At 57.3% G+C, this 26,190-nt stretch carries 17 protein-coding genes; 5 read left to right on the top strand and 12 right to left on the bottom strand.

Annotated features, from left to right (window positions below; genetic code table 11):
* Positions 1-10: 10 nt before the first annotated feature.
* From ACWIKB_RS04105 to ACWIKB_RS04140, 8 genes are all read right to left on the bottom strand, one after another.
* The gene (locus tag ACWIKB_RS04105) at positions 11-910 is read right to left on the bottom strand and encodes a carbohydrate ABC transporter permease (protein ID WP_475265855.1); all 900 of its coding nucleotides are present in this window, start codon (positions 908-910) and stop codon (positions 11-13) included.
* Between the two features lie 178 nt (positions 911-1,088).
* Entirely contained in the window at positions 1,089-2,399 is a 1,311-nt protein-coding gene (locus ACWIKB_RS04110) for an ABC transporter substrate-binding protein (protein ID WP_475265447.1), read from the bottom strand.
* 323 nt (positions 2,400-2,722) lie between these two features.
* Entirely contained in the window at positions 2,723-3,628 is a 906-nt protein-coding gene (locus tag ACWIKB_RS04115) for an AraC family transcriptional regulator (protein ID WP_475265448.1), read from the bottom strand.
* A 69-nt stretch (positions 3,629-3,697) separates the two neighbouring features.
* On the bottom strand, positions 3,698-4,564 hold the full coding sequence (locus ACWIKB_RS04120) for a phosphatidylinositol-specific phospholipase C domain-containing protein (RefSeq protein WP_475265449.1): 867 nt from the start codon (positions 4,562-4,564) through the stop codon (positions 3,698-3,700).
* Positions 4,565-4,725: 161 nt separating this feature from the next.
* Entirely contained in the window at positions 4,726-6,042 is a 1,317-nt protein-coding gene (locus tag ACWIKB_RS04125) for a glycosyltransferase (protein WP_475265450.1), read from the bottom strand.
* Between the two features lie 114 nt (positions 6,043-6,156).
* Positions 6,157-10,029 (bottom strand): hypothetical protein, encoded by a 3,873-nt coding sequence (locus ACWIKB_RS04130; RefSeq protein WP_475265451.1) that lies wholly within the window; start codon positions 10,027-10,029, stop codon positions 6,157-6,159.
* Positions 10,030-10,220: 191 nt separating this feature from the next.
* Positions 10,221-13,181 (bottom strand): hypothetical protein, encoded by a 2,961-nt coding sequence (locus tag ACWIKB_RS04135; RefSeq protein ID WP_475265452.1) that lies wholly within the window; start codon positions 13,179-13,181, stop codon positions 10,221-10,223.
* Positions 13,182-13,470: 289 nt separating this feature from the next.
* A complete protein-coding gene (locus ACWIKB_RS04140; protein WP_054046207.1) occupies positions 13,471-13,830 on the bottom strand; it encodes a response regulator in 360 nt (119 codons plus the stop codon).
* 264 nt (positions 13,831-14,094) lie between these two features.
* Here ACWIKB_RS04140 and ACWIKB_RS04145 point away from each other — a divergent pair, with 264 nt between their 5' ends.
* From ACWIKB_RS04145 to ACWIKB_RS04165, 5 genes are all read left to right on the top strand, one after another.
* Complete coding sequence (locus ACWIKB_RS04145) at positions 14,095-17,586, top strand: response regulator (protein WP_475265453.1); 3,492 nt, start codon at positions 14,095-14,097, stop codon at positions 17,584-17,586.
* Between the two features lie 13 nt (positions 17,587-17,599).
* The gene (locus tag ACWIKB_RS04150; protein WP_475265454.1) at positions 17,600-18,415 is read left to right on the top strand and encodes a CheR family methyltransferase; all 816 of its coding nucleotides are present in this window, start codon (positions 17,600-17,602) and stop codon (positions 18,413-18,415) included.
* Entirely contained in the window at positions 18,412-19,005 is a 594-nt protein-coding gene (locus ACWIKB_RS04155; protein ID WP_475265455.1) for a chemotaxis protein CheB, read from the top strand. The genes ACWIKB_RS04150 and ACWIKB_RS04155 overlap by 4 nt, the downstream gene beginning before the upstream one ends.
* A complete protein-coding gene (locus tag ACWIKB_RS04160) occupies positions 18,999-20,180 on the top strand; it encodes a hybrid sensor histidine kinase/response regulator (protein ID WP_475265456.1) in 1,182 nt (393 codons plus the stop codon). The genes ACWIKB_RS04155 and ACWIKB_RS04160 overlap by 7 nt, the downstream gene beginning before the upstream one ends.
* A 77-nt stretch (positions 20,181-20,257) precedes the next feature.
* Complete coding sequence (locus ACWIKB_RS04165; RefSeq protein WP_054046198.1) at positions 20,258-20,635, top strand: response regulator; 378 nt, start codon at positions 20,258-20,260, stop codon at positions 20,633-20,635.
* 104 nt (positions 20,636-20,739) lie between these two features.
* Here ACWIKB_RS04165 and ACWIKB_RS04170 read toward each other — a convergent pair whose 3' ends face one another.
* The 4 genes from ACWIKB_RS04170 to ACWIKB_RS04185 form a co-directional block, all read right to left on the bottom strand.
* Positions 20,740-22,410 carry an ATP-binding protein gene (locus ACWIKB_RS04170; protein ID WP_475265457.1) on the bottom strand — a complete coding sequence of 557 codons (1,671 nt, stop codon included), beginning with the start codon at positions 22,408-22,410 and terminating at the stop codon, positions 20,740-20,742.
* Positions 22,407-23,909, bottom strand: a complete 1,503-nt coding sequence (locus ACWIKB_RS04175; RefSeq protein ID WP_475265458.1) for an ATPase domain-containing protein — start codon at positions 23,907-23,909, stop codon at positions 22,407-22,409. Before ACWIKB_RS04175 ends, ACWIKB_RS04170 begins: the two co-directional genes overlap by 4 nt.
* Positions 23,910-24,146: 237 nt before the next feature.
* A complete protein-coding gene (locus tag ACWIKB_RS04180) occupies positions 24,147-25,202 on the bottom strand; it encodes a tetratricopeptide repeat protein (protein ID WP_475265459.1) in 1,056 nt (351 codons plus the stop codon).
* Between the two features lie 76 nt (positions 25,203-25,278).
* Positions 25,279-26,178 carry a bestrophin family protein gene (locus ACWIKB_RS04185; RefSeq protein ID WP_475265460.1) on the bottom strand — a complete coding sequence of 300 codons (900 nt, stop codon included), beginning with the start codon at positions 26,176-26,178 and terminating at the stop codon, positions 25,279-25,281.
* Positions 26,179-26,190 lie beyond the last annotated feature (12 nt).

The raw sequence follows: 26,190 nt of genomic DNA on the forward strand, positions 1-26,190 counted from the left end.
GGCGCAGGCCTCAGGCTTTGTCTGTCAGGTTTTTGCCGATCATGCGCACCAGCACGATGGCCGCGATGTTGGCAATCACCACCGCGATCAAACCGCCGGCGGACGCCATGCCGACATCGAACTGCACCAGCGCCTGGTTGTAGATCAGGTAGGCGAGGTTGGTCGAGGCATAGCCGGGGCCACCGTTGGTGGTGGTGAAGATTTCGGCGAACACCGAGAGCAGGAAGATCGTTTCAATCATCACCACCACCGCAATCGGCCGTGCCAGGTGCGGCAGGGTCAAGTGCCAGAAGATCGCGACCGGGCCGGCACCGTCGAGGCGCGCGGCTTCTTTCTGTTCCTGGTCGAGAGACTGCATGGCGGTCATCAGGATCAGGATCGCGAAGGGCAGCCATTGCCAGGACACAATGATGATGATCGACAGCAGCGGGTAGTGGGCCAGCCAGTCCACCGGTTGCGCGCCGAACAGTTTCCAGACGTAGGCGAGAATCCCCGACACCGGATGGAAAATCAGGTTCTTCCAGATCAGCGCACCGACGGTGGGCATGATGAAAAACGGCGAGATCAACATCACCCGGACGATGCCGCGACCGAGGAACTCGCTGGCCTCCAGCAACGCACTGATCAACACGCCTAACACCACACTGATCAGCAGCACGCTGCCCACCAGCAACAAGGTATTGGTGGCGCCGGGCAGGAAGCCCGAATCGGTCAGGAAGTAGGTGAAGTTGTCCAGGCCGACGAACTCGTTTTCGCCTGGGTTGAGCAGGTTGTAGCGAATCATCGAGAAGTAAACGGTCATGCCCAGCGGCACGATCATCCACAGCAGCAACATCGCTACCGAAGGGCTGACCAGAAACCAGCCGGGGTTGGACAACCGGCTTTTACGCACCGGCTGGGGAATGTCCATTTGAGCTTTGGCAGTTGAAATATTCATGGCGAAAGAACCGATTCATGCAGACCTATGAAGATCCAATGTGGGAGCGAGCTTGCTCGCGAAGGCGGTGGATCAGTCACCCACAATGTTGAATGGGCGACCGTCATCGCGAGCAAGCTCGCTCCCACAGAAGGCGGGAGCAGGTTGCGGGTTACTTGGGATAACCGGCGCGCTTCATCTCACGTTCGGTGGTTTGCTGGGCTGCGGCCAGGGCTTGGTCGACCGTGGTCTGGCCGGTCAATGCCGCCGAGAACAGCTTGCCGACCTGTGTACCAACGCCCTGGAACTCAGGAATGGTCACCAACTGGATGCCGATATAAGGCACAGGCTTGACGCTCGGTTTGCTCGGGTCGGCGGCTTTCAGCGACTCCAGGGTCACTTTGGCGAACGGCGCAGCCTTCATATAAGCGTCGCTGTAGGTCGAAGCTCGTGTACCTGGCGGTACGTTGGCGATGCCATCTTTCTCGGCGACCAGTGCGCCGTATTCCTTGGAAGTGGCCCAGGCGCTGAAGGTTTTCGCCGCGTCCTTGGCCTTGGAACTGGTCGGAATCGCCAGCGCCCAGGAGTACAACCAGGCTGAACCCTTGTCGGTGGTCTCGTGCGGTGCATAGGTAAAGCCGACGTGATCGCTGACCTTGCTTTGGGTCTTGTCGGTGACGAACGAGCCGGCGACGCTGGCATCGACCCAGATCGCGCACTTGCCGCTGTTGAACAGCGCCAGGTTTTCGTTGAAGCCGTTGCTCGAAGCGCCCGGAGGGCCGGAATCCTTCATGGTCTGAACGTAGAAGTTCAGCGCGTTCTTCCACTCGGGACCGGTGAATTCCGGTTGCCACTTCTCATCGAACCAGCGCGCGCCGTAGGCATTGGCGACGGTGGTGATCAGCGCCATGTTCTCGCCCCAACCGGCCTTGCCACGCAGGCAGATGCCGTACTGCTCTTTATCTTTGTTGGTGAGTTTGCTGGCGAATTCGCTGATCTGGGTCCAGGTCGGATGCTCAGGCATGGTCAGCCCGGCGTCCTTGAACAGGTCGGTGCGGTAATAGGTGATCGAGCTTTCGGCGTAGAACGGCAGGGCGTACAACGAACCCTTGACCGACAGACCTTCACGCACCGACGGGAACACGTCGTCGAGGGCGTAACTGGCCGGCAAGTCCTTCATGGGTTCCAGCCAACCTTTGGCGCCCCAGAGTGCCGCTTCGTACATGCCGATGGTCAGCACATCGAACTGTCCGCCCTGAGTGGCAATGTCGGTAGTCAGGCGTTGGCGCAGGACGTTTTCTTCCAGCACCACCCAATTGAGCTTGATGTCCGGGTGCTCGGCCTCGAAGGTTTTCGAGAGCTTTTGCATACGGATCATGTCGCTGTTATTGACGGTGGCGATAGTCAGGGTCTGGGCGCCAAGACTGACGCTGCTGAGGGTCATGCAGGTGAGGGCAAGCAGAGCTTTTACAGAAGGTTGCATCGTGCACTCCTTTTCTGCACCCAGCGGGGACAGAAGGACAGTTATTGTTTTTGTGTCTTCCTGCTGAGGGAAGAATGTGCACTGATTACAGCCTTCAATTGAGGATGTGACAAATCATCCGTAACACTTGAATCGATACTTTTTTGCACTGGGGTTTGGGAGGAGAGGCGTAAGGGACGGTTATCTGCCGATTGGCCGGTATGGATTGCGTATCGGTTTTAGGCGTGTGATGGGGGAACCTGTAGGAGCGAGGCTTGCCCGCGAAGGCGGTGTATCAGACAAATTGCCTTCGCGGGCAAGCCTCGCTCCTACAGAAAAGGCGGTCAACCGAGGTTTTGTTCGGTCAACCTTTGCACCGCCAATCGCCGGTAATGGGAAGGCGTCATGCCTTTGAGCTGTTGAAAGCGCCGGTTGAAGTTGGAAATGTTGTTGAAACCCGACTCAAAACACACATCGGTCACCGGTTTGTCGCCGTCGGCCAACAATTCGCAGGACTTGCTGATCCGCAGGCGATTGACGAATTCGATGAAACAGCGGCCGGTGGCCTGTTTGAACACCCGGCTGAAATACGTCGGCTTCATACCCAGGTGCTCGGCGACTTCTTCCAGCGGCAGTTCCCGGGCGTAATGGGCAAAAATGTAATCAACGGCCCGGTTGGTGCGATCAACGTTATGTTCATCTGCCAGTTGCGTCGTTGTGGCCCCTGACAGCAATTGGTAGTCATCGGACGCAGCAAGCAACTCCAGCAAAATGAAAAAATGCCCGAGCCGGGTCACGCCCTTGGTGTCGGCTATGCGTTGCATCAGCGTCATGGCCTGGCGAATGGTGCGCTTGCAGCGGAATTCGATGCCGTACTTCGCACGCTCCAGCAGCGGTGTCAGGGTCTTGAGTTCGGCAAACACCAAGTGGCCGCTGTCGAACAGTTCGTCGGTGAAGTTGACCAGCATGTCGCGCTTGGGCACCACTTCATCCTCGGCCACCTGGCTGATCCAGTTGTGGGGCAGGTTGGGGCCGGTCAGAAACAGGGTTTCCGGGTAGAAGTTGCCGATATAGTCGCCAATGAACACCTTGCCGGAGCTGGCCACGATCAGGTGCAGTTCGTATTCCTTATGGAAATGCCAGCGCACCAGCGGGCACGGGAAACCATGCTGGCGATAGATGATGGACAACCCGTTATGGTCGTCCATCAACTCGTAGGAAGGATCGGTAATTCTGGTTGATCGGCTCATGGCAGGGCACTTTTATTATTTGCACCCTGATGATGCCTCTTTCACAGCCGACAGCGCCAGCACCCCGACTCAAGACACCCTGGGCGCCGCCCTCATGCTGTTGGCAACCCAGCAATATCCGACGATCTCTGACTCATCGAAAAAGTCGGTACTGATGATGCTGCAGCGGGTCACCCAATCCAGCGATGAATGAAACCATTCATTGATGTGCTGCTTGATGTCCACGGGCCCACCGAGGAACGAGTAGCTGGTGGCGGTCAGTGACCAGAAGTAATCGTCACGGCGGGGTGTTTCCAGGGTTCGAACGATGTGCCGACGCAGGTCGCTGACATCGGTCAACCGCGAACCGCTCCAGTGATGAGGGATGCGTATCCAGAACACGTTCATGTCCAGTTCCACGGAACCGCTGGCGGCCATGATCAAGCGCTTCTTGCTGCTGGCAGCCTTGAGTTCGCCGATGGTCTTGTCTTCATCCTCGGGGGAGATCGCCCGTGCCCCGAGTTGTTGCGTCAGCAAGTCGTTGAACTGGCCGAAATTGAAGTGCTGGTTACCGTCGCGCAACTGATGAAAGTCGAGAATGATGAACTCGTCCGGGTTGCGGTCCAGAAAGTCATTCACCGCGTCGATCAGTTCACCCAGCACGCGCAGGGATTGGTAGCCGTTGTGATGGAAGTAAAACGTACCCTGAGGGGAGCCTGCGAGGTAACCCAGACGAAGATCGAAGGCGCGGGCACCGTTGGCCAGTTGCCAGGCAAACGAATCGTTCTGGCAGGTGGTCCAGTTGCCGAGGACCACCTCATAGTTACGGGCTTTCTTGTCCATGCCCGAGTTGTGCGTACCGGGCCAGATGAGGTCGGTGAGTTTCAAGCGGTCAATGTCGGGGACTTTGCTCATCCAGCATTGTTTGTCGACATTGGACGTGGGGCTATTAGGCATGTTGCAAGGCTCCTGCCTGTGACTCGGCGCCCCATCCGTGGGGGCGAGATCTCGTGGAAAAATCAATCAACGACCACAGCCTAGAGGCCGATCACGGATTTTCCAACGCATGGAAACATCCATACAAACATAGCCTTAAGCCAGCTATTTCACGTCAACAATCACCCGCGAGAATCAGAAACGGATGACTCGCTGTGTCGATTTTTCGCCTCGATCCATTGGGCCATGTACTGCGTACTTTTATGCGCGTGATGGCGCAGCATGGCGCCGGTGAAGTTGTCCCGACGCCGCTGTGCCAAGTCACGGCGACAGGCTTGCAGCCGCTCGATCAGGGCCGGGCCGTGTTGCGACTGGCTGTATTGGGCCGCGAGCAAAAGGTCGCCATGCTGCTGCGCCTGGGTCCACAGCGCCTTGTCCTGATAAAGCGCTACGGCAGCGGCGGCCAATGCTTCGGCGGATTCCCCGACTACGCCCGGCCATGGCTGACCGTCGCTCATGCCCTCGGCTCCGATCGGCGTGGTCACCGTGGGCGTGCCGCACAGCATGGCATCGACGATTTTGCCTTTGATCCCCGCGCCAAATCGCAACGGAGCCAGGCAGATTCTTGCGGCGGACATCACCTGCAACGCATCTTCTGCCCAGTTCATGATGTGAAAACCCTGCGCCGGATTGTGCAACGCCGTGGCTTTGGGCGGCGTGTAAGCGCCGTAAAGATGCAGTTGCGCACCGGGTAATTGTTGACGGATCAACGGCCACACCGCGGTTTTCATCCAGAGCACCGCGTCCCAGTTCGGTGCGTGGCGGAAGTTGCCGATGCTGAGAAAATGCGCTCGATCCTCAAATGGCGTGTGGGCCGTTGTCGGCAGGTCGGGCATCAACGGGCACCAGTGCAGCAAGTCTCGCGGCAGCTTGAACTGGTCGACCAGCAACTCGATTTCCACCGGCGAAATCATCAGGCTCAAATCGCAGCGGTACAGCGCGGCGATCTCGCGCTTGGCCAGGTCGGTGCCGGCCATCAATTCGAATTCCTCACGCAGCGCCGGGGCAAACAGTTCGCTGAAGTCGTTTTCGTCGGCGCTGACCTTCAACCGGTCCTTGAGACGCTGGTGCCGGGCGTGCCGCAGGCTTTGCAGGTCGGTCGTCTCAAGCACGCGCAACGCATCGGGGCAGTGTTTCTCTACGCGCCAGCCGAATTGTTCTTCCATCATGAACTGATCGAACAGCACGATATCCGGGGCCAATTCGCTGATGAAGACGTCGAAACTGCCGTTATTCAGCTCGATAGCGCATTCACGAATGCCCAGCGCGGCGAGGTCGGCCTTGTGTTCGCCGACACCCGCCGGGCTGCTGAACGTGATGTCCCAGCCTTCCTGCAAAAACGTCTCCAGAATCTGCATCACATGCCCACTGGCCGCCGAAGAGCGGGGTTCGGGCCAGACGTAACCAATGACCAGGACTTTGGTTGTGGGCTGACTCATGAACGTGTTCCTTTGCGGCGGGCGATAGGGGGCGTAGCAAAAGGGCGCAATTAAACCACAGGATCAGGTGGCTGCGAGGTCGCGTCCTTTTGCTCATACGGCTGTCGCGGCAAACTAGGCCATGTCGAAGGAAGACAGATTCACGACCACCGCGTCTTTGATGTGCTCTCCACGGGAGGCGAAAATCTTGCTCTCCATCTCGACCAGGTTGCTGAGGAAACGCTGGTGATTGCGCGCCCTTTGATTAAGCAGCGCAATGGCCAGCATATAAGACTCGGCGTTCAACAGCGCCGGTGAGTTGGCCAGCAACGGGGACAAGGCGGGTTTGATGCTGATGAACTCCTGAAGTCCGTCGGCATCCGCCTGCGGTATCGTCTCTGGCACGATGTTCCGGGGCTTCTTTGCCAGGTTCATCAAACCGGTGACACCAATTTCGCCGGGCCGTCCGTTTTTCGGCGACAAGTCGGAGTACATCATGTCCAGGGTACCTTCCGACGCATGGGAAACTTCGTGAACGATGCCGTCAGCCACTCGGCCTTTATCAAACCTCGTCGCTTCAAAATACTGGTTCATTTCCCCGGTGTAGATCGTCAGGAACTTGCTGTTATGCGCATCCGCCGCATAACCGCCGTTTTTCCAGACCACAGCGCGCCCCGGATAGACCGATGCCAATGCATCACCGTCAGCGACGGTATCAAAGATTATGTTTTTCAGCGTGATGTGTTCAGCGTCCTTTTTCATCTTGCGGAACGCTTCGGTCAAGTGTTCGATGGCCTCGGCGGAGTCATTGCCAAACACACATTTGAGGACCGATTTAACCTCGGGCGCAGAGCCCGCCGAAAGAAGTTGTTGCAGCGCGGTATCGATCTTGCCCTGGGCCAGCGGCAAACTCCTTTTGACATAAGCATGGGCATAACTGACGGGCAGCAACCGCCGCCAGCCTCGCGCCACAACCGATTTTGCCAGTTGCAAATGGGTCAGTGGCGGGCCCCATGGCGTCCCGGTTCTCAGGTTTAAGGCGTACCAGTTGTCATTTTTGAGCGTCGCCCAGTACAGGACTGCTTCGCCAGCGTCGCCCATGGCCTGCAAAGGGTCTTGGGCTGACTTCAAACGGCGAGTGACAGTGGCCAAATCATAGGCAGTGCTGTGCGTCAGTCTGTGCATTTGCTCAACGGCTACCGAGAGCAATTGCCGGCCAGGCTTGCTCAGTCGCCAGATACCTTTGCCCAGCAGTTTGGTGCCACCTTTGAGCAGCGCGGGTACGCCATCCAACGGGTTCAAGGCCGAGACGATGAGGGCGGAGGTAACCCTGGCGAACCTGGCGGCTTTTGCTGCCGCGGATGCCGAAGTAGCGGCGACACCGACGATTTTCGCGGCGGCGCCGAAGACCATCAGCAGCGTTCCTACCACCTCGAATGAACAACTGGTCGTTGCATCCAGTTTGCGGTCAGCATCGCCTGAGTTGAGGTCCTCGATACAGGCCTTAAAAGGGACGACGATATTGATGATCGTCTCAATGGTTTTGTCTCTTTTGGCGATGGCCTGTTCCAGCTTTGTCTGTCCCCAGGCTTCGTTTCGCAACTCGTTGTAAGTGGCGACGGGGCGATGGTTTACAACGAACCGGGCAATGGCCTGGAATTGTCCGGAGTAAAAACTCTGGTAAGCACTGTTGTATTTTTCTGCCTTGGAAGGCGCCGGCACGACCCCGAGTTTTTCTATGACGGCTTTAGTGGTCGTGCTGCCCGCCGGTTGCACACCATGGGTGTAGTTTTCGATGTTGAGTGGCAGGTCATAAACCGGAGTGGGCGTTGTGTAGGTGGTGATGTTGCCGGTGAATTCCAGACGCGATGGGGTATTCAGCAAGTCCTTGCTGTCGATCAGTTTCGCCAGTTCCGGGTTCTCCCGACATTCCCCGTACAGGGTGAACAACTCATAGCAATACAGCCGCCCCTCAATGCGTGAACACACCACCACGCCATATCGACCGGTGGCGGCGTCCTTGTCACGCTGGTTTTCTACAGGGTCAGGATGTCTCGGCAGTATCGATAAGTCAGGATGGAATATCGCCAACAATGGATGAACGGGCAGGTTTGGCCTTTTGTCCTGTTTCACGACGCAAGGGCGGACAGTGAACAGGGTAATTTCGCCCTGCTGGAGCCTGAATCGATCTCGGGCGGGCAAAGAACACATGGCCAGTTTTAATGTGGTTTCTACCGCGTCTTTTTGGAGAGTGTGCGCACGATTGAACCAGATATCGAAGTACTCTTTGGGTGAGAGTAGTTGCGGAAGAAGCTTCGGGTATCTTTTATAAACACTGGTTCCGCTTCTGACATCCCATTTCTGAGTCTCGAGATCGTCTGACATTTGCAAATCGACCATGGACATGGCGAGCGGCTCGCGAATCAGATCTTCAACTTCCCAGTCTTTAAAATAGAGCACCTCTTTTTGCAGGAACTCCGCGTCGGGCACGCTGTGTTGCAGCATCCACAGTGTCAGAGCCCGTCGCGTAGGCAGAGGCGTGGACAATGTTTCGGCCGCCGCGGTCAGCAGCCCGGCGTCTCTTCTAAATGCATTCAGCGCAATCTCGGCAGATTTCTTCTCCGGATCGTTCAAGTCCTTTTCATCAATCACACTGTGTAACTGTGCCCAATCCAAAATCACATCCCGGGCGATCAAGCCATGGATCGATTGCAGCAATTCGGTCACCGGCTCAATGTCAGCGAGCTGTTTTATTTGCGAGTAAGTCATCAGCCGCGAGGAGCCGGCCGCGTTCATTTCGGCCAGGGCGACACCTTGACGGAAGGCGACCCACTCCAGGGTGCCCAGCAGCAGCGTTTCCGGCACTTCCTTGACCAGAAACTCGGGAGCGTCACCGGCCAGAAGCAGATGAGCGAATAACGGGGCGAGGGTGTCGGTGAGTTTGTGTTGTGCGATCAGGTGGTTCTCGAACGCCAGGCGTACCACTGAAAGCGACTTTTCCACGTTGTCGGGCGAATAGAGGTTGTAACCGGCCACTTGGTTTTCAGGCCCGGAACCTTCGCTGCCAGGTTGTTGATCAAGCAGAATGGCGGTCACCAGAAGTTGCTGCAGATGCTCCTTGTCGACGCTTTCATCTTGATGCACCCCATACCAACCCAATACCTCCAGGTATTCGAGTGCCCATTCGAGCGCCGTTTCGCTCGATAATATTTGGCTGAGCAGGGCATCGACATTGTTCCTGATGTACTCGGGTGTTTTGCCCCGCAGTGTTCTTCGGCCGAGCGACTCAAGCAGCAAGTTGGGTGCGCCGAGCAAGTCGAGGGTGGTTTGGCAAATGCTCGCCTTGTTTTCCGGGGTCAGGAAAAAGGGGGGGTGTTCGGCCGCCGCCAGCAGTTCCCAAAAGGTTCCGAGGGGAGGGGCTGGCTGAGGACGGTGGTTCAGAAAACTCAGTAAATTGCTGTACTCCGCCGGGTTGGTCGGTATGAAGTAATGGTGGAATCGCAGCCAGCATTCAACTTTTATACGGTCATCTGAATAGACCGCACCCCCTGTCAAAGCAACCAGTTCAGCCAGTGCCTGTACATCACTCTTGAGTTCCGGGAAGCGTTCGATCTCCATTGTCAGATCAATCTCGGCTTGCTCAAAGTTGTACCGGGCCTTCCACGTTGAAGACAGTGCGCTAACGCGTCCGTCCGCGTATACGCAGATAACATCTGCGGTATCTATGTTGCGGTCACGGCGCACGCCGATAAAAGTGTGTTTTTCTAATATTTCCTGGAACATCGCGTTGGCTGATTGATAAGCCTCGCCGAAACGAGAACCCTGGATATAAGCGATGTCGCATTTCAATCCGTACACTCCAAACGCCTGGTGGGTCTGGAGCGCCTCGATGATCAAGGCTTTTTCCGCAAGGTCGGCCTGCTGTTGTTCGAACGTACCGGCGAGGGTTTTATTCGGGGTAGGGAAGTGCTGGAGGCATCTTTCTGTGGGGCGTGCCTGATTCTTCATAATGAGTCCTTTCATTACTGTTGAGTAATTCTGTTTGTTTGGATGTTGGTGAAGTTGCAGCGCACATTAGCCTGCCTCTGGAAGTGCCAGAAGTGATTAATTGTTCATGCGCTGTGGTAATGATGGGCGGAGAGTTTTCCCATTGCTGAATAGTCAGCAAGTCAGGTTGTGTGAAGAGATATTGCTAATCGCTAGGGTAAAAACTGTAACTGAGCTTGCGATAACTTTGGGCCGCGAGGTTGCAGCGTATTCAAGTCCAGCGAATACCAGTCATTGCCCCTTTTTATAATCAACAGATTGAACAAGTTGACGGCATCATCGTATCCGATCCATTTCACCTTTTTTATATCCGCAAACGTAAGGGCCTTGAGAACCTGTGCGGACTCATCAAAAGAGCTGCCCTGTTTCAGATTGTCCACCGCATCGCTGACAGCGCGCCGGCCTCGCTTTGAAAGCAAGACGTTGCCTTTGTGCAACAGCTTGCTGCCTTTGTTGACCAGATCCGGCATGCCGTCCAACGGGTTGATCAGCGAAGTCAGGAAGGCCGAGCCGGCCTTGGCGAAACTGAATGCTTTAGACGATGCGGACCCGGTCCGCGCGGCAACCGATAACACCTTTGGCGCAGCGCCCAGTACGGCGCCCATCACCGACATGCTGTCGAATACGCAACTGAGCGCACCCGCCGCCTCGCGCTCAGGATCGCCGGAGGTAACGTCCTCAATGCAGCCTTTGAACGGGATGATCAGGTTCAATACTTGATGGAGCCTGTCCGAAGACTGTTGTCGTTGCGACTCCAGAATGGAAACGCCCTTTGCCGTTTCGTACAGCTCTTCCCGGGTCGCGACCGGGCTGTGCTCAAGTATCGACTTGATCAACGCTTCGACCCGTGACGAGTTGAAGGTTTCCATGGGGCTGCGCTTGTTTGGCCCGCTGATCTCGGATTGCAGCGAGCGCCAATCCTTTTCCAGCAGCAACCAGGCGCTGACCGTGGTTCGAGGCAGGGAACCGGTGAAATAGGCGGCGTCGTCCAGCGGGACGTGACCACCGAAAAAGACATCCTTGTCCGGCGACCGGGCGCCGTTCCAGAGCTCATCCTTGTCGTAAGTCGTCCCCGACCCGCCCATATAAGCGACTCGGCGGGCCTCTTTTTCCGATAGGCGTCGTTGATATCGATTGGCCGGGTTGTTGAACAGGCTCTCCAGCGCCGGTTGCTTCTGGATATGGGCGCGAATGCTGAACAACTCGTAACAGCTCGTGTGGCCCTTATAGGTGGCATTGATAACGACGCCATAACGGGCCCGGGCTCTTTCTCGCGTCTCGAGTGTTTCGTCGATTCGCGGCTGGTTATCCCGTTTTCGGACCAGGCACAGATGAATGGTTCCGTATTCAAAGGCGACTCGTTCGTTCATGGGAAGTCGCGACAGCGTCATCCGCAGGTTGGTATTCAGCGCTTTTTGCAGGGCTTCGTGGTAGCGCTCGAATGCGGCTGGAAACAGCGTTGCGACGGTGCCCAGGCGTTTGAGTAGCGGCGCATCGTCCAGCCAGTTGATGGTGCGGTCGTGGTAGAAGTCCGAGGAAAACCTGCCGCTGCCATTCTTCTGTAAAAGGTCGTCGGACTGGTACAGGTCCAGCACCGAGTATTGAAAAGGACGCTTGGCATTTTGTTGGGCGTGGTCCGGCAGGATGTGCTCGCGGATGATCTTCTTGTCGATGTCGCGGGCCGCATTCGGGATCACCCGTTCAAGTTCTTCGCGGGCCACGGACTCTCGTGTCGGCAGGGGCGTGCTCAGCGCCTGGGTCGCGGCTGTCAGTTGATCGATGTAGCGGTCATGGGCGGCGCTGACGTCGATCAGGTGTTGTGCGTTGTAGTCGCCCTCTGCGCTGTAGGGGATCAGATTGTTCATCGCGGCCCAATTCAACATAGGCTTGACCATCAGGCTGCAATACAGGGTGTCTTGCCGGGCACCGGTTAAATAGCTGTCGGCAAAGCCCATCACGTCGTTATAGGTCATGACGCAGCAGGCACCCGGCGAAATGATTTCTGCGTAGGCTGCCGCGTTGGCAAAGGTTGCCCAGCCGGTGGAGCCCAGGAGCAACGAGTCGGGAACGCTCTTGACTACAAACTCGGGCGCGCAGGTGGCGAGTAAAAGATGGGCGACCACGGGCGCCGCCAGTGCATCGGCCTTGTCGCGGGAAATCAGGTGTTCCTCAAACTTCATCAGCACTTGAGCCCGGTTCAGCTCGACGTGGCGCGGATGATAAAGCTCGAATTCGAACAGCCGATGCACTTCGTCCTCTTGGCCGATTGACGGGTTGATATCGAGCAGGATGCGCGCCATGAGCAGCAGGTCCAGGTCTTCAGCCGACGCCACCTGACCCGAGCCTGAGCCGTACCAATCAACACTATTGAGCACGTCCCGCGCGTGACCTTTTGCCTTGGAGTTTTTCAAGCACAATTCCAGTACCGAGCGTGCATCGAAACGAATACTCGCTGCGGTCCGCGAGCGATCCAGCAAACGATAGAGCATCGTTTCATTAAGTGTCTTGGGTGGCTGGAGTCGGGATCGCTGTTCGTTGGTTAACGTTAGATGGGTCGGTTCACCCTGGTTTAGTAACGCCATGTAGTTGCCGATCGCAATGCTTTTGGCCCGAGGGAAACCTTGGGGTTTTACCGCTGCCAAGTGGTGTTTCAGGTGTTCGGGGAATGTGATTCCATAAAAGTTGTGCCACTGCTCAATGCTGATAATCGAACTTGCGTAAATGCAGTTTCCACAACTCGTTGCGGCTTCTGCAAGGGCATCAAGCTGAAGGCTCAGATAAGTGTTGTTATCAATCAGTGGCGTCAGATTTTTGCGCTGGGTTTCTGTTCTTGCATAAAGATTTCTGTTTGCATCGCAATAAATGACAGCGTCTTCAGGAGTGCCAAGCAAACGAAGTATGTCCTTTGCCTCAGGGCGTTCCAGCATTTTCAACAGAGCGCTTTGCGCTTTCTGGTGTGCGATATCCAGCGCCGTGCCCGGCGTGCCAGGGACGATCAGGTCATTTATCGTCACCTTCGCAATATAAAGATTTTCCAGTGCTGTCGTCTTTTTGATAACGGCAGTTTTTTCTTCTGTGACTTTTATTTCAGTCGAAGAGGCAGGCGTGTTCATGTTCTATCCTTGAACTAAGTGGGTTGTTATGAATGATGATTGTGATGTTGTTGCGCAGTCATGTTCTGCGGCTGAGGAAGTTATTGTTTTTAGAAGGTTGTAGCCAGCAGGTAACTTTGACGGATTGTGTCCGGATTGAAGTATGTTATTTGCAGTGGTGTGCGAATGGCTGTGTGGCGAAAGTTGAAACTTGGTGGGCGGGTTGAATTAAAGGGTGATATGACAATCCCAAAACGTTAAGTTTTGGGATCGTCGTTGCATGACTTATTGACCTGGCATGGCGCCTGACTCAAGCCAGCATGCCCTTGACCTTGTCGCGCAACTGATCGATCGAGAACGGTTTGCCAATTACCTGCATGCCCGCCGGCACATCGATGCTTTCGGCGTAGCCGCTGGCAAACAGTATCGGCAGTTCCGGGCGCAGCATCCGCGCCTGGGTGGCCAGTTCACGGCCATCCATCACCGGCAGGCCAACGTCCGTCATCATCAGGTCGATGTACTGGTCTTCGTCATTGAGAAACTCCAGGGCCTGCTCGCTGCCATCCGCTTCCAGGACCTTGAATTCAAGCTCCTCCAGCACATCGACGATCAGCATGCGCACGATGGCGTCGTCTTCGACGACAAGAATGATGGACGCGTTGGAGGACATAATTGGGGCTCTCAATGGTAGGTTTTCGGGTCGGCGGTCGATCGAAATCGCCGGTCTCTTGCTTGAGTAAATGCCGGACCCCGACAAGTTCCCGACACAATGCAAAAAACAATAGCGGTACAACAATCGGCAAGGATAACGCGCGGCATTGACCAAGAGCAGTTAATTGCAGGAATTTGCTACCAAAGCTGTCAGAAAATTAGATCAACGTGACGGTTTTGGGGCAAACTCCTTGGTTTTCAACAGTTCGACAAGGCCTTCCCCATGACCTCTGTGTCTTCGGTTGATGAGCAACGATTCCGTAAACTCCTGAGCCGCAACGTCAGTTTGCCGCTTGGCGTGGGTGTGATCAGCGCGGTTTTCTTCGTGGCGTTGATCACTTACCTGCTGTCTGTCATCCAATGGGTCGAACATACCGACCGGGTGATCAATAACGCCAATGAAGCGGTGAAGCTGACGGTCGACCTGGAAACCGGGATGCGCGGCTTCTTGCTCAGCGGTGACGAGCACTTCCTCGACCCGTACGAAACGGCCAGGCCGAGAATCGCGGTCGCTCTCAATACCTTGCTCGAACTGACCGCCGACAACCCGGTGCAGACCGACCGTTTGCGCCGGCTCCAGGCCCTGCAAACCGAGTGGGCCACTTACGCGCAATCGATGATCGATTTGCAGCGGGCCAGCGGCGATTACCGCGCCGCGGTCAAGGCTGGACGCGGCAAGCGCCTGACCGATGAGATCCGCAAACAATTCGATGACGTGATCGACATGGAGCAGCAGTTGCGCACCACGCGCAACGAAGACGTGCGCCGCACCACCATCTGGAGCATCACTCTGTATCTGCTGTTTGTGGCAGGCATCAGCGGCTTGCTTGCCTACATTGGCCGACGTGACTTGCTCAATCTTTCCCAGAATTACGGCGCCACCCTGAGCGCACAACAGGCCAGTGCCGATCGCCTGGAGAAGCAAGCTTGGCTGCGCAGCGGCCAGACCGAACTGGCCGAGCAAGTACTGGGGCAACTGACCCTGAACTTGCTGGGGCGCAATATTCTGCAATTCTGCGCGCAGTACATGGGCACTGCCGTGGCGGCCATTTATGTGCGTGAAGAACATGGCGGCCTCAAGCGCGTGGCTTCCTACGGTTTACCCCGGGAACAGGAAGCGCAGGATCAGTCGATCTACGACGGTGAAGGGATTGTTGGCCAAGCCGTTAAACAGGCTCGGCTGATTCGCCTGGATAATGTGCCTGCCGATTACCTCAAGGTCAGCTCTGGTTTGGGTGAAGGCTTGCCGCACAGCGTGCTGGTGGTGCCGACCAGCGACGATGACCGGGTCAATGGCGTCATCGAACTGGGTTTCCTGCGCCCACTGGACGAGCGCGACATCGAACTGCTGGAGCTGATTGCCGGCAACATCGGCACCTCGATCGAGGCCGCGCGCTATCGTCAGCGCCTGCAGGAAGTGCTGGCCGAAACCCAGCAGCTCAACGAAGAACTCCAGGTTCAGCAGGAAGAACTCAAGACCGCCAACGAAGAACTGGAAGAGCAGTCGCGAATTCTCAAGGAATCCCAGGCGCATCTGGAAACCCAGCAAGTGGAGTTGGAGCAGACCAACGAGCAACTCGCCGAACAGGCGCAGATCCTCGCTGATCAGCGCGACGCCATGGACCAGAAGAACACCGAGCTCAATCAGGTGCAAATTCAGCTGGAAGACCGCGCCGAAGAATTGCAGCGCTCCAGCAAGTACAAGTCCGAATTCCTCGCCAACATGTCCCACGAGCTGCGCACGCCGCTGAACAGCTCGTTGATCCTGGCCAAGCTGTTGGCGGAAAACCCTCAGGAAAACCTCAGTGCCGAACAGGTCAAGTTCGCCGAGTCGATCTATTCGGCCGGCAATGACTTGCTCAACCTGATCAACGACATTCTCGACATTTCCAAAGTCGAAGCCGGCAAGCTGGAAATGCGCCCGGAAAACACCAGTGTCGCCCGCCTGGTGGACGGCTTGCGCGGGATGTTCCAGCCAATGGCCGCGGATAAGAAACTGGACTTCCAGATCGAGTTGCAACCCGGCGCGCCGATGATGATCTACACCGACCGCCAGCGCCTGGAGCAGGTGATCAAGAACCTGCTGTCCAACGCGGTGAAGTTCACTGAAAAAGGCAGCGTCAGCCTGACCGTTGCCAGCCAGCTGGGCGAAGGCATTGCGTTCATCGTGCGCGATTCCGGGATCGGCATCTCCCCTGATCAGCAGGAAAGCATCTTCGAAGCGTTCCGTCAGGCCGACGGCACCACCAATCGCCGATATGGCGGCACGGGGTTGGGCTTGTCGATTTCCCGCGACCTGGCGAATTTGCTGGGTGGCTCGATCAGCGTCACCAGCGAACCGGGGCAGGGCAGTGCGTTCACCCTGGTATTGCCGCAGCAGTACGTCGAACCCGGCGATGAGCCGATCGAACCGATGCGCGCGACGCCGGTGGCCTACGTGCCAAGCGCCCCGGTGGCCGCTCCGGTGCCGTTGATTGCCGAGGTCGACATCCCGCGCTTCAATGACGACCGCGCCAAGGCGCCGTTTGCCACGCGCTGCATTCTGGTGGTGGAAGATGAGGTGAATTTCGCGCACATCCTCTACGACCTCGCCCACGAACTGGGTTATCAGTGCCTGGTGGCCCACGGCGCCGACGAAGGTTACGACCTGGCCAAGGAGTTCATCCCCGACGCCATTCTGCTGGACATGCGCCTGCCGGATCATTCCGGGCTAACGGTGTTGCAGCGCCTGAAGGAACACGCCGAAACTCGCCACATCCCGGTTCACGTGATCTCGGTCGAAGACCGGGTCGAAGCCGCGATGCACATGGGCGCCATCGGTTATGCGGTCAAGCCGACCACCCGCGAAGAGCTCAAGGACGTGTTCGCCCGCCTCGAGGCCAAGCTGACCCAGAAGGTCAAAAAGGTCCTGCTGGTGGAAGACGATGACTTGCAGCGCGACAGCATCGCCCGCCTGATCGGCGACGAAGACATCGAGATCACCGCCGTCGGTTTCGCCCAGGAAGCCCTGGACCGACTGCGCGAGACGATTTTCGATTGCATGATCATCGATCTGAAGTTGCCGGACATGCTCGGCAACGATTTGCTCAAGCGCATGTCCACCGAAGACATCTGCTCGTTCCCGCCGGTGATTGTCTACACCGGGCGCAACCTGACCCGGGACGAAGAAGCCGAGCTGCGCAAGTATTCACGCTCGATCATCATCAAGGGCGCCCGCTCGCCAGAGCGTCTGCTGGATGAGGTGACACTCTTTTTGCACAAAGTCGAATCCCAGTTGTCCCATGAGCGGCAGAAGATGCTCAAGACCGCGCGCAGTCGCGACAAGGTCTTCGAGGGTCGCAAGGTGCTGCTGGTGGACGACGATGTGCGCAACATCTTCGCCCTGACCAGTGCGCTGGAGCAAAAAGGGGCAGTCGTGGTGATCGGCCGTAACGGTCGTGAAGCGATTGAAAAACTGAATGAAGTCGAGGACATCGACCTGGTGCTGATGGATGTGATGATGCCGGAGATGGACGGTTTCGAGGCCACGACCTTGATCCGCCAGGACCCGCGCTGGCGCAAGCTGCCGATCATCGCGGTGACGGCCAAGGCCATGAAGGACGATCAGGAGCGCTGCCTGGCGGCAGGTTCCAACGATTACCTGGCCAAGCCAATCGACCTGGATCGCCTGTTCTCGCTGATTCGCGTGTGGTTACCGAAGATGGAACGTATTTAGTGGAACGCCTTTAGTGGAAAAGAATACCGAAATCGAATTGCGGCTGCTGATTGAGGCGATCTACCTCAAGTACAGCTATGACTTTCGTGACTACTCCGGCGCGTCCATCAAGCGCCGGGTCGCACATGCGTTGGCTCAATTCGAGTGCGCGACCATCTCGGCGTTGCAGGAAAAGGTCCTGCACGATTCGACCGCTTTCATGCAGTTGCTGCAATTGCTGACGATTCCGGTCAGCGAGATGTTTCGTGACCCGTCGCATTTCCTGGCGATCCGGCAGGAAGTGGTGCCGCTGCTCAAGACCTATCCGTCGATCAAGATCTGGATCGCCGGGTGCAGCACCGGTGAGGAGGTCTACTCGATGGCGATCCTGTTGCGTGAAGAGGGGTTGCTCGATCGCACGATCATCTACGCCACAGACATCAATCCGCGTTCGCTGGAGAAAGCCAAGCAAGGGATTTTCTCCATGGAGAACGTCCGCGCCTACACTTCTAACTACCAGCAGGCCGGTGGCCAGCGTTCGTTCGCCGATTACTACACGGCGGCGTACGGTTACGCAATTTTCGACAAGACCCTGTGCGAGAACGTGACCTTTGCCGATCACAGCCTGGCGACCGACAGTGTGTTTTCAGAGACTCAATTAATTTCGTGCCGTAATGTACTGATTTACTTCAATAAAAAGCTTCAGGATCGTGCGTTTGGTTTGTTTCATGAGTCGCTGTGCCATCGTGGTTTCCTGGTGTTGGGCAGCAAGGAAACCCCGGACTTTTCGGCATTTGGCAAACAATTCGAGCCTTTGGTCAAACAAGAACGGATCTACCGTAAATCATGAACAACGACGCCGGTTTGCCGACTGTAGAGGCTATCGTGATTGGCGCTTCGGCCGGTGGAGTCGAGGCGCTGCTGAACATCCTCAGCCCGCTGCGCGAAGGCTTTGTGCTGCCTATCATCGTGGTGCTGCATTTGCCTGACGAACGCCGCAGCCAACTGGCCGAGGTGTTTGCCCGGCGAGTTGCGCTGCCGGTTTTGGAGGCTGTCGACAAGACGCTGGTCGAAGCCGGAACCCTGTATTTTGCAGCGCCGGGTTATCACCTCTCGGTGGAGCAGGACCGCAGTTTCTCGTTGAGCCTGGAAGACCGCGTGCACTATTCGCGGCCGGCCATCGATTTCCTCTTCGAATCTGCCGCTGACGCCTACGGGCCGGCGCTGGCCGCTGTGCTGCTGACCGGCGCCAACCGCGATGGCGCCAACGGCCTGGCCCAGGTCAAGCACCGTGGTGGCCTGACTGTGGTGCAAGACCCGAACGAAGCCCAAGTCGCGACCATGCCCCAGGCGGCGCTGGACTTGCATCAACCTGACCACATTCTCCCTATACGCGGCATCGGCCGTCTGCTTGTCGAGCTGGAACGAATAGCATGCTGAGTAACATCCAAGCCAAACTGCTGATCGTCGACGATCTGCCAGAAAACCTGCTGGCTCTAGAAGCGCTGATCAAGCGTGAAGATCGCATGGTCTATAAAGCGCTGTCGGCCGATGAAGCATTGTCGCTGTTGCTGCAACACGAATTTGCCATGGCGATTCTCGACGTGCAGATGCCGGGCATGAACGGCTTCGAACTGGCCGAATTGATGCGCGGCACGGAAAAGACCAAGAACATCCCGATTGTCTTTGTCAGTGCCGCCGGCCGGGAACTGAACTACGCGTTCAAAGGCTACGAAAGCGGCGCCGTGGACTTCTTGCACAAGCCGCTGGATATCCATGCGGTCAAGAGCAAGGTCAATGTATTCGTCGACCTGTATCGCCAGAGCAAGGCCATGAAGCAACAGGTCGAAGCCTTGGAGCAGAGCCGTCGGGAACAGGAAGCACTGCTGAAGAAGTTGCAAAACACCCAGAACGAACTTGAGCAGGCCGTGCGCATGCGCGATGACTTCATGTCCATCGTGGCGCATGAGGTGCGCACGCCGCTCAATGGCCTGATCCTCGAAACCCAGCTGCGCAAGATGCACCTGGCCCGGGACAACGCGGCGGCGTTCACCCTGGACAAAATGCACGCCATGGTCGATCGCGACGAACGTCAAATCAAAAGCCTGATCCGTCTGATTGAAGACATGCTCGATGTGTCGCGCATTCGCACCGGCAAGCTGTCGATCCGACCTAACCGGTTCGACCTGGTGAAGTTGGTGGGTAATCTGCTGCAAAACTTTGCGCCGCAATTTGATGCCGCCGAATCAACGGTAACGTTTACCGCTGACGGTCCGGTGGAAGGGCGGTGGGACGAGTTCCGTATCGAGCAGGTGATCTCCAACTTGCTGACCAACGCCTTGCGTTATGGCGGCAAAGGCCCGATCGACGTGCGCGTGTACAATCACGAGGGCCAGGCCCGGGTCGAGGTTCAGGACCGCGGCATTGGCATCAGTGAAGAAAACCAGAAACGTATTTTTCAACAGTTCGAACGGGTTTCCGCCAAGACCGTAGTGGCGGGACTGGGCCTGGGGCTGTTTATTTCCGAGCAAATCGTTGCCGCCCATGGCGGATCCATCGTCGTCGAGAGCAGAATCAACGAAGGCGCCTTATTTCGCGTTTGTCTGCCGTTGTAGGAAAGCAGCCAGATAAACGCAACCTCTGAACGACCCCACGGTCGTATCAGCAGCTATTGACCGAACAAAGGCTTCCCATGAGTGAAGATGCGCAAGATGTAGTACTCATTGTCGAGGACGACCCCTCGATTTTGATGGTGTTGTCTGCCTATCTGTCGGGCGAGGGCTATCGAGTGTTGCAGGCCGAAAACGGCGAGCAGGCGTTCGAAATCCTGGCGAGCAAACCGCACCTGGACATGATGATTACTGACTTCCGCCTGCCTGGCGGGATTTCTGGTGTGCAGATTGCCGAGCCCGCCGTCAAGCTTCGACCGGAACTCAAGGTTATTTTCATCAGTGGTTATCCGCAGGAAATTCGCGAGACCGACAGCCCGATCACCCGCAAGGCGCCGATTCTTGGCAAGCCGTTTGATCTGGATGTGTTGCAGGAATTGATGCAACAGATGTTGTCCTAAACGCTCTTGCCTTCGTAGGAGCTGCCGAAGGCCGCGATCTTTTGACTTTGCTTTCAAGATCAAAAGATCGCAGCCTTCGGCAGCTCCTACAAGGCGCGCGTTCTTTAGATTCGGATCATTTCTCTGACCTTCGCCGTCAACAGATCGAAGGTGAACGGTTTGGTGATCATCTGCATGCCCGGGTCGAGGAAGCCACCGCGTACGGCGGCATGTTCGGCATACCCAGTTATGAACAACACCTTGAGGTCTGGCCGATACTGACGGCCTATTTCTGCCAATTGCCGGCCGTTCATCCCTGGCAACCCGACGTCGCTGATCAGCAAGTCGATGCGCTGGGCAGAATCCAGGATCGGCACCGCACTGTCGGCATCCCCAGCCTCGACAAACGCATAACCCAACTCGCTCAACACCGCACTGACCAACACCCGAACCGCTGGATCGTCCTCGACGATCAGTACCGTTTCGCCTTTCTGGGCGTAAGGCGTTTGCTGGATATCCACCAAAGGATCTTGTGCCAGATTACCGCTATAACGCGGCAGGTACAGGTTGACGGTGGTGCCTTGGTCGACCTCACTGTTGATGGTGACATGGCCTCGGGACTGTTTACTGAACCCGTAAATCATCGACAACCCGAGCCCGGTGCCCTGGCCGATGGGCTTGGTGGTGAAGAACGGATCAAACGCCCGGCTGATGGTGCTCTGCGGCATGCCACAGCCTGTATCGGTCACGCTGAGTACCACGTAATCCCCTGACTGGAGGTTGCCGTGGGCTTCGGTAAAACCGGTGTCCAGGTGCTGGTTGAAGGTTTTCACCACCAGTTTGCCGCCGTCGGGCATGGCGTCGCGGGCATTCAGTACCAGGTTGAGCAGGGCACTTTCCAGTTGGTTGGGGTCGGCCTCGGCCACCCACAGTTGCTCGCTCAACTGCATGTCCAACTGAATACTCTCGTTGATGCTGCGTTCCAGCAGTTCTCCCATTGACGTCACCAGGGTGTTCATCACCACAGGCTTGGAGTCCAGCGACTGTCGGCGGGAGAACGCCAGCAACCGGTGAGTCAGACCCGCCGCACGGTTGGCCGAGGTCACGCCCAGGTCGATCAGGCTGTCCAGATCTTCGGTACGCCCACGGGCCAGACGCCGGCGCAGCAGTTCCAGGCTGCCGATGATCCCGGTCAGCATGTTATTGAAGTCGTGGGCGATGCCGCCGGTCAACTGGCCGACGGCTTCCATTTTCTGTGACTGGCGCAGCGCTTCTTCGTTATTGCGTAGCTCGGCAGTGCGCTCCTCAACCTGCTGTTCGAGGGTTTCCAGAGTGTTTTGCAACCGCAGTTCGCTTTGGCTCAGATCGATCAGCCGGTCCCTGGCTTCGTACTGTCGTCGACGCCCGCGCAATGCAGTGGTCACCAGACTGATCAGCGTCACCGGATGGAAAGGGCGCTCAAGAAAGGTCACGTTGCCCAGTTGCGGGCCGTAACGCGATGCCGGGTTCTGTTCCGGGCCGCCGTGGTAAGTCAGCAGCACAATCGGCAAGTCCGACCAGGTCGGTTGTTGTTCGATCATGCCCAGCAGCGGCTCCAGGTCGCCACCGAGCAACGCTTCGGAAGAGATCAGGAGCAAACCGGCGCCTTGCTCAAGTTCGCTGCACAAGCCCGGCAAGTCGCGGCTGATCACACCGTCATAGCCGGCCTCGTTGAGCATCATCAACGCAATCTGGCTGTCGCGCCCCAGCGGCGCGAGAATGATCGCGCGCTCGGAGGTCGCCGCCAGCGAAGTCATTGGCTGTCGTCCTTGAGCAGCGGGTTGCTCGCGCCGAGGTAGGTCGGCACGCCGCGCAAGACACCCTGGAACGCATCCAGTGGTTCGCCGATGGTCATGCCCTGGCCGCTGATGCGGTATTCGCGGATAGTCGATTCATGGCTGCCGGTGCGTTTCTTGATAATAGAGATGGCCCGGCGAACTTTGCCGAGGGCTTCGAAGTAGCGCAGCAGAATCACCGTGTCGGCCAGATAGGTGATGTCCACCGGCGCCTGCATGTCACCGACCAGGCCATGTTGGGCAACGGTCATGAACGTCGCGGCGCCTCGGCGATTGAGATACAGCAGCAATTCATGCATGTGCAGCACCAGCGCGTTTTCCTCGGGCATCGCTGCCTGGTAGCCGTTGATGCTGTCGATGACTACGGTCTTTATGTTGCGCTCGTCGACGCAGCGACGCACCCGATGGGAAAACTCGCCGGGGGACAGTTCGGCCGCATCCACTTGTTCGATCAACAGGTTGCCGGTGTCTTGCAGTGCCTTGAGGTCGATGCCCATGTTTTTCATGCGTTCGAACAGCAAGCCCAGTTCTTCGTCGAAGATAAACAGTGCTGCTTTCTCGCCCCGGGCGACGGCCGCAGCGGCGAAGATCATCGAGATCAGCGATTTGCCGGTACCGGCCGGACCCAGGATCAACGTACTGGAACCGGTCTCGATGCCGCCGCCGAGCAGGGCGTCCATTTCCTTGATGCCGCTGGTCAATTGCTGGCGAACGTAACCGCCACGGTGCTCGGCCGCCACCAGGCGCGGAAACACATGGATGCCGTCGCCCATGATGGTGAAGTCATGGAAGCCGCCGCGGTATTTCTGCCCGCGGTACTTCACCACGCGAATGCGCCGGCGTTCAGCGCCGTAATTGGGGGTTAACTCTTCAAGGCGAATCACCCCGTGCGCGACGCTGTGGACAGTCTTGTCGAGGGATTCGGTGGTCAAGTCGTCGAGCAACACGACCGTGGCGTCGTAGCGCACGAAGTAGTGTTTGATCGCCAGGATTTGTCGGCGATAACGCAGGGAGCTTTGGGCCAGCAGGCGGATTTCCGAGAGGCTGTCGAGGACTACGCGGGTCGGCTTGACCCGTTCGACCACTTCGAAAATCTGCTTGGTCGCCTCGCCCAGTTCCAGGTCCGAGGAGTACAGCAAGCTTTGCTGGTGCTCGGCGTTGAGCAGACTTTCCGGAGGTGTCAGCTCGAAGATATGGATGTTTTCATCCAGCTCCCAACCGTGGGACAGCGCTCCCTGGCGCAGCTCCCGTTCGGTTTCTGACAGGGTGATGTACAACGAGCGCTCGCCGGCTCGGGCACCGGCAAGGAGAAAATGCAACGCAACGGTGGTTTTACCGGTTCCCGGCTCACCCTCCAGCAGAAACACATGTCCGCGGGACAATCCACCGGCCAGGATGTCATCCAGACCTTCGATACCGGTGGCGGCTTTTGCACTGAACAACTCGTTAGATGTAGACAAAAAAAGCCCTCTCATGACTAGGGGAAACGAGGCAGCAGGCCTGAAGTGCCTGAATTGACTGCCTGTTTCTCTTGACCCTTGGCCGAGACGACGGTTCAACCTTTTATGTTTGTGTGATGTTCTTGTGCAAAAAAAGCAAAAGAAGGCAACCTTCGGCGGCTCCTACAGGGGCTGGGTTCTACCGCGATACCCTAACGCGACGCGATCGGTGTAGGAGCTGGCGAAGCCTGCGATCTTTTAAAGCCCTTGCTGCAACGCCGGATCATCCGGGTTCATTTGTTCCAACTGCGCGAGCAGAATCTGCACATTTTGCAACTGCCCGCTTTCGGTCCAGTAATTGATCAGCAATACCCGCGCCTTACGGTCGGCAGGATGGCGCTGGACGATTTCCTGCAGCTGCTTCTGCGCCGCTTCCAGCTCTTCTTCACTGTGCAGCGTGGTGGCCAGGTCGTAGCGGTAATCCTTGTTGTCCGGCTCCAGCTCAACCGCTTTCGAGAGGCCGAGCACGGCGAATTCACTTTGCCCGTGGTGCAACAACCAGAGGCCCAGGGCATGTTGCAGATAGGCCGAATCTGGCTGGGTCTGTAACTGCTTGGCCAGCAACTGACGGGCTGCATCGCTCTGTCCTTGCTTGTCCAGCACTTCGATCTGCATGACCAGCGCCGGCAGGTTGCCGGGTTCGAGCTGCAAGGTGCGCTCCAGCGCCAGTTGCGCTTCTTTCAACTCAGCATTGTGCAAGTGCAGCCGCGCCAGTTGGTAATGAGTGTTGGCGCTTTCAGGTTCGGACTTGAGGACCAGCTCCCAGGCATCGATGGCCTGCTGCAATGGCCCGAAATACAAGCCCAGATCATCCGGCGACAGGCCCAACAGCGCGTTGACGGCGGCAAAGCGCACGGTCTGATCACTGTCATCCAGCAAAGGGCCGAGCAACAGGCTGCGCTGCCCGCTGGGAACCAGACCGACAACGCTTTTGATCGCTGCCACGCGGACATCCACCGAAGGGTTTTGCAAATCGGTGCCGGCCAGTTTCAAGGCTTGTGGGCTGGGGTAGTTTGGCAGTTCGGTGAGTAGCCAGATGCGACGTCTGGCCGATAAGTCGGGACGAGCCAATTGCTGATACAGAACCCGCGCCGCGCCCGGTTGACCGGCGCGCGCCTGAGCCAGCGCTTCGCTGTAGCCATGTTTGATCGCCTCCGGCACCACGGGCGTGGTGCTGCGCAGGAAAAACCAGGCGAGAGCAATGAAAAACAGGACGCAGAGGCTGATAAGCAGGTAGCGGCGGGACTGAGGCATGCAGGAATCCGGGAGCTGGCGAGCTTTTGCAAAGACGCCAGCTTCGGTCAGGCGCGGCGTTGAGTCAAACCCTGGCTCAGTTCAAAACGTACTCGATGGGTTCCAGGAGCGGCGGCAAATCGGTTTGGCCCAATGCGGCCAGCACTTCGCGCTCCAGGGTGCGCAATATCGCGTTACACGGCAAATCGTTCTCGTCGAAGCCAAACGGGTCTTCCAGGTCGTCGCCGATCTCGTCGAGACCAAAAAAGGTGTAACTGACGATGGCGGTGAACACCGGCGTCAGCCAACCCAGCGGTTCGGCCATGGCAAACGGCAACAAGATGCAAAACAGGTAAATGGTGCGGTGTAGCAATAAGGTGTAAGGGAAGGGCAGTGGCGTGCTTTTGATTCGTTCGCAACTGGCCTGGACCTGACTCAGGCTGACCAGTCGGGTCTCCAGTTGGGTGTAGCGCCATTCACTGATCCGCCCAAGCTCGGCAAGCTCCGAACAGCGAGCGCCGATGCGTTGCAACAAGGCGTCGGGGATATTCGGATGCTGAGGGTCGATGGGATCAAGGGTCCAGGGCGCGATGGCGTGCTGCTCACTTTCAAGGCGCAGGCGAGCGATCAGGCCATGGGCGAAACCGCAGAGTTCGCACAACAGCAGTTCGCGCTCGTCGGCGTCCATCAGGCCTTGGGTCTGGCGGATCAGCGAGCGCACCTCGATGATCAACTGGCCCAATTGCTTTCGGCCTTCCCACCAACGGTCATAACACGCGTTGTTACGAAAGCTCATGAAGATCGACAGCGACAACCCCAACAGGGTGAACGGCGTGGCGTTGACCTTGGAGAAATAAGCCGGGTGCCAGGTTTCCACCAGCACGATCACCGACGCGAGCAGCGTCACCAACAGGCTGCGCAAGGCAATGCGCTTGGCAATCGAGCCTTTCAAGGAAAACAGGATGCCGATCAGGTTCGGCTTGGAACGTACGATCATCGGGAGGCTTTT

It is taken from the genome of Pseudomonas sp. 5Vm1k (assembly GCF_056161485.1).

Bases quoted from the DNA above. Each gene is read 5' to 3' on its own strand.
- ACWIKB_RS04120 (WP_475265449.1), bottom strand. From the start codon at position 4,564: ATGCCTAATAGCCCCACGTCCAATGTCGACAAACAATGCTGGATGAGC.
- ACWIKB_RS04135 (WP_475265452.1), bottom strand. From the start codon at position 13,181: ATGAACACGCCTGCCTCTTCGACTGAAATAAAAGTCACAGAAGAAAAA.
- ACWIKB_RS04125 (WP_475265450.1), bottom strand. From the start codon at position 6,042: ATGAGTCAGCCCACAACCAAAGTCCTGGTCATTGGTTACGTCTGGCCC.
- ACWIKB_RS04110 (WP_475265447.1), bottom strand. From the start codon at position 2,399: ATGCAACCTTCTGTAAAAGCTCTGCTTGCCCTCACCTGCATGACCCTC.
- ACWIKB_RS04170 (WP_475265457.1), bottom strand. From the start codon at position 22,410: ATGACTTCGCTGGCGGCGACCTCCGAGCGCGCGATCATTCTCGCGCCG.
- ACWIKB_RS04115 (WP_475265448.1), bottom strand. From the start codon at position 3,628: ATGAGCCGATCAACCAGAATTACCGATCCTTCCTACGAGTTGATGGAC.
- ACWIKB_RS04105 (WP_475265855.1), bottom strand. From the start codon at position 910: ATGGACATTCCCCAGCCGGTGCGTAAAAGCCGGTTGTCCAACCCCGGC.
- ACWIKB_RS04145 (WP_475265453.1), top strand. From the start codon at position 14,095: ATGACCTCTGTGTCTTCGGTTGATGAGCAACGATTCCGTAAACTCCTG.
- ACWIKB_RS04155 (WP_475265455.1), top strand. From the start codon at position 18,412: ATGAACAACGACGCCGGTTTGCCGACTGTAGAGGCTATCGTGATTGGC.
- ACWIKB_RS04165 (WP_054046198.1), top strand. From the start codon at position 20,258: ATGAGTGAAGATGCGCAAGATGTAGTACTCATTGTCGAGGACGACCCC.
- ACWIKB_RS04160 (WP_475265456.1), top strand. From the start codon at position 18,999: ATGCTGAGTAACATCCAAGCCAAACTGCTGATCGTCGACGATCTGCCA.
- ACWIKB_RS04140 (WP_054046207.1), bottom strand. From the start codon at position 13,830: ATGTCCTCCAACGCGTCCATCATTCTTGTCGTCGAAGACGACGCCATC.
- ACWIKB_RS04185 (WP_475265460.1), bottom strand. From the start codon at position 26,178: ATGATCGTACGTTCCAAGCCGAACCTGATCGGCATCCTGTTTTCCTTG.
- ACWIKB_RS04130 (WP_475265451.1), bottom strand. From the start codon at position 10,029: ATGAAGAATCAGGCACGCCCCACAGAAAGATGCCTCCAGCACTTCCCT.
- ACWIKB_RS04180 (WP_475265459.1), bottom strand. From the start codon at position 25,202: ATGCCTCAGTCCCGCCGCTACCTGCTTATCAGCCTCTGCGTCCTGTTT.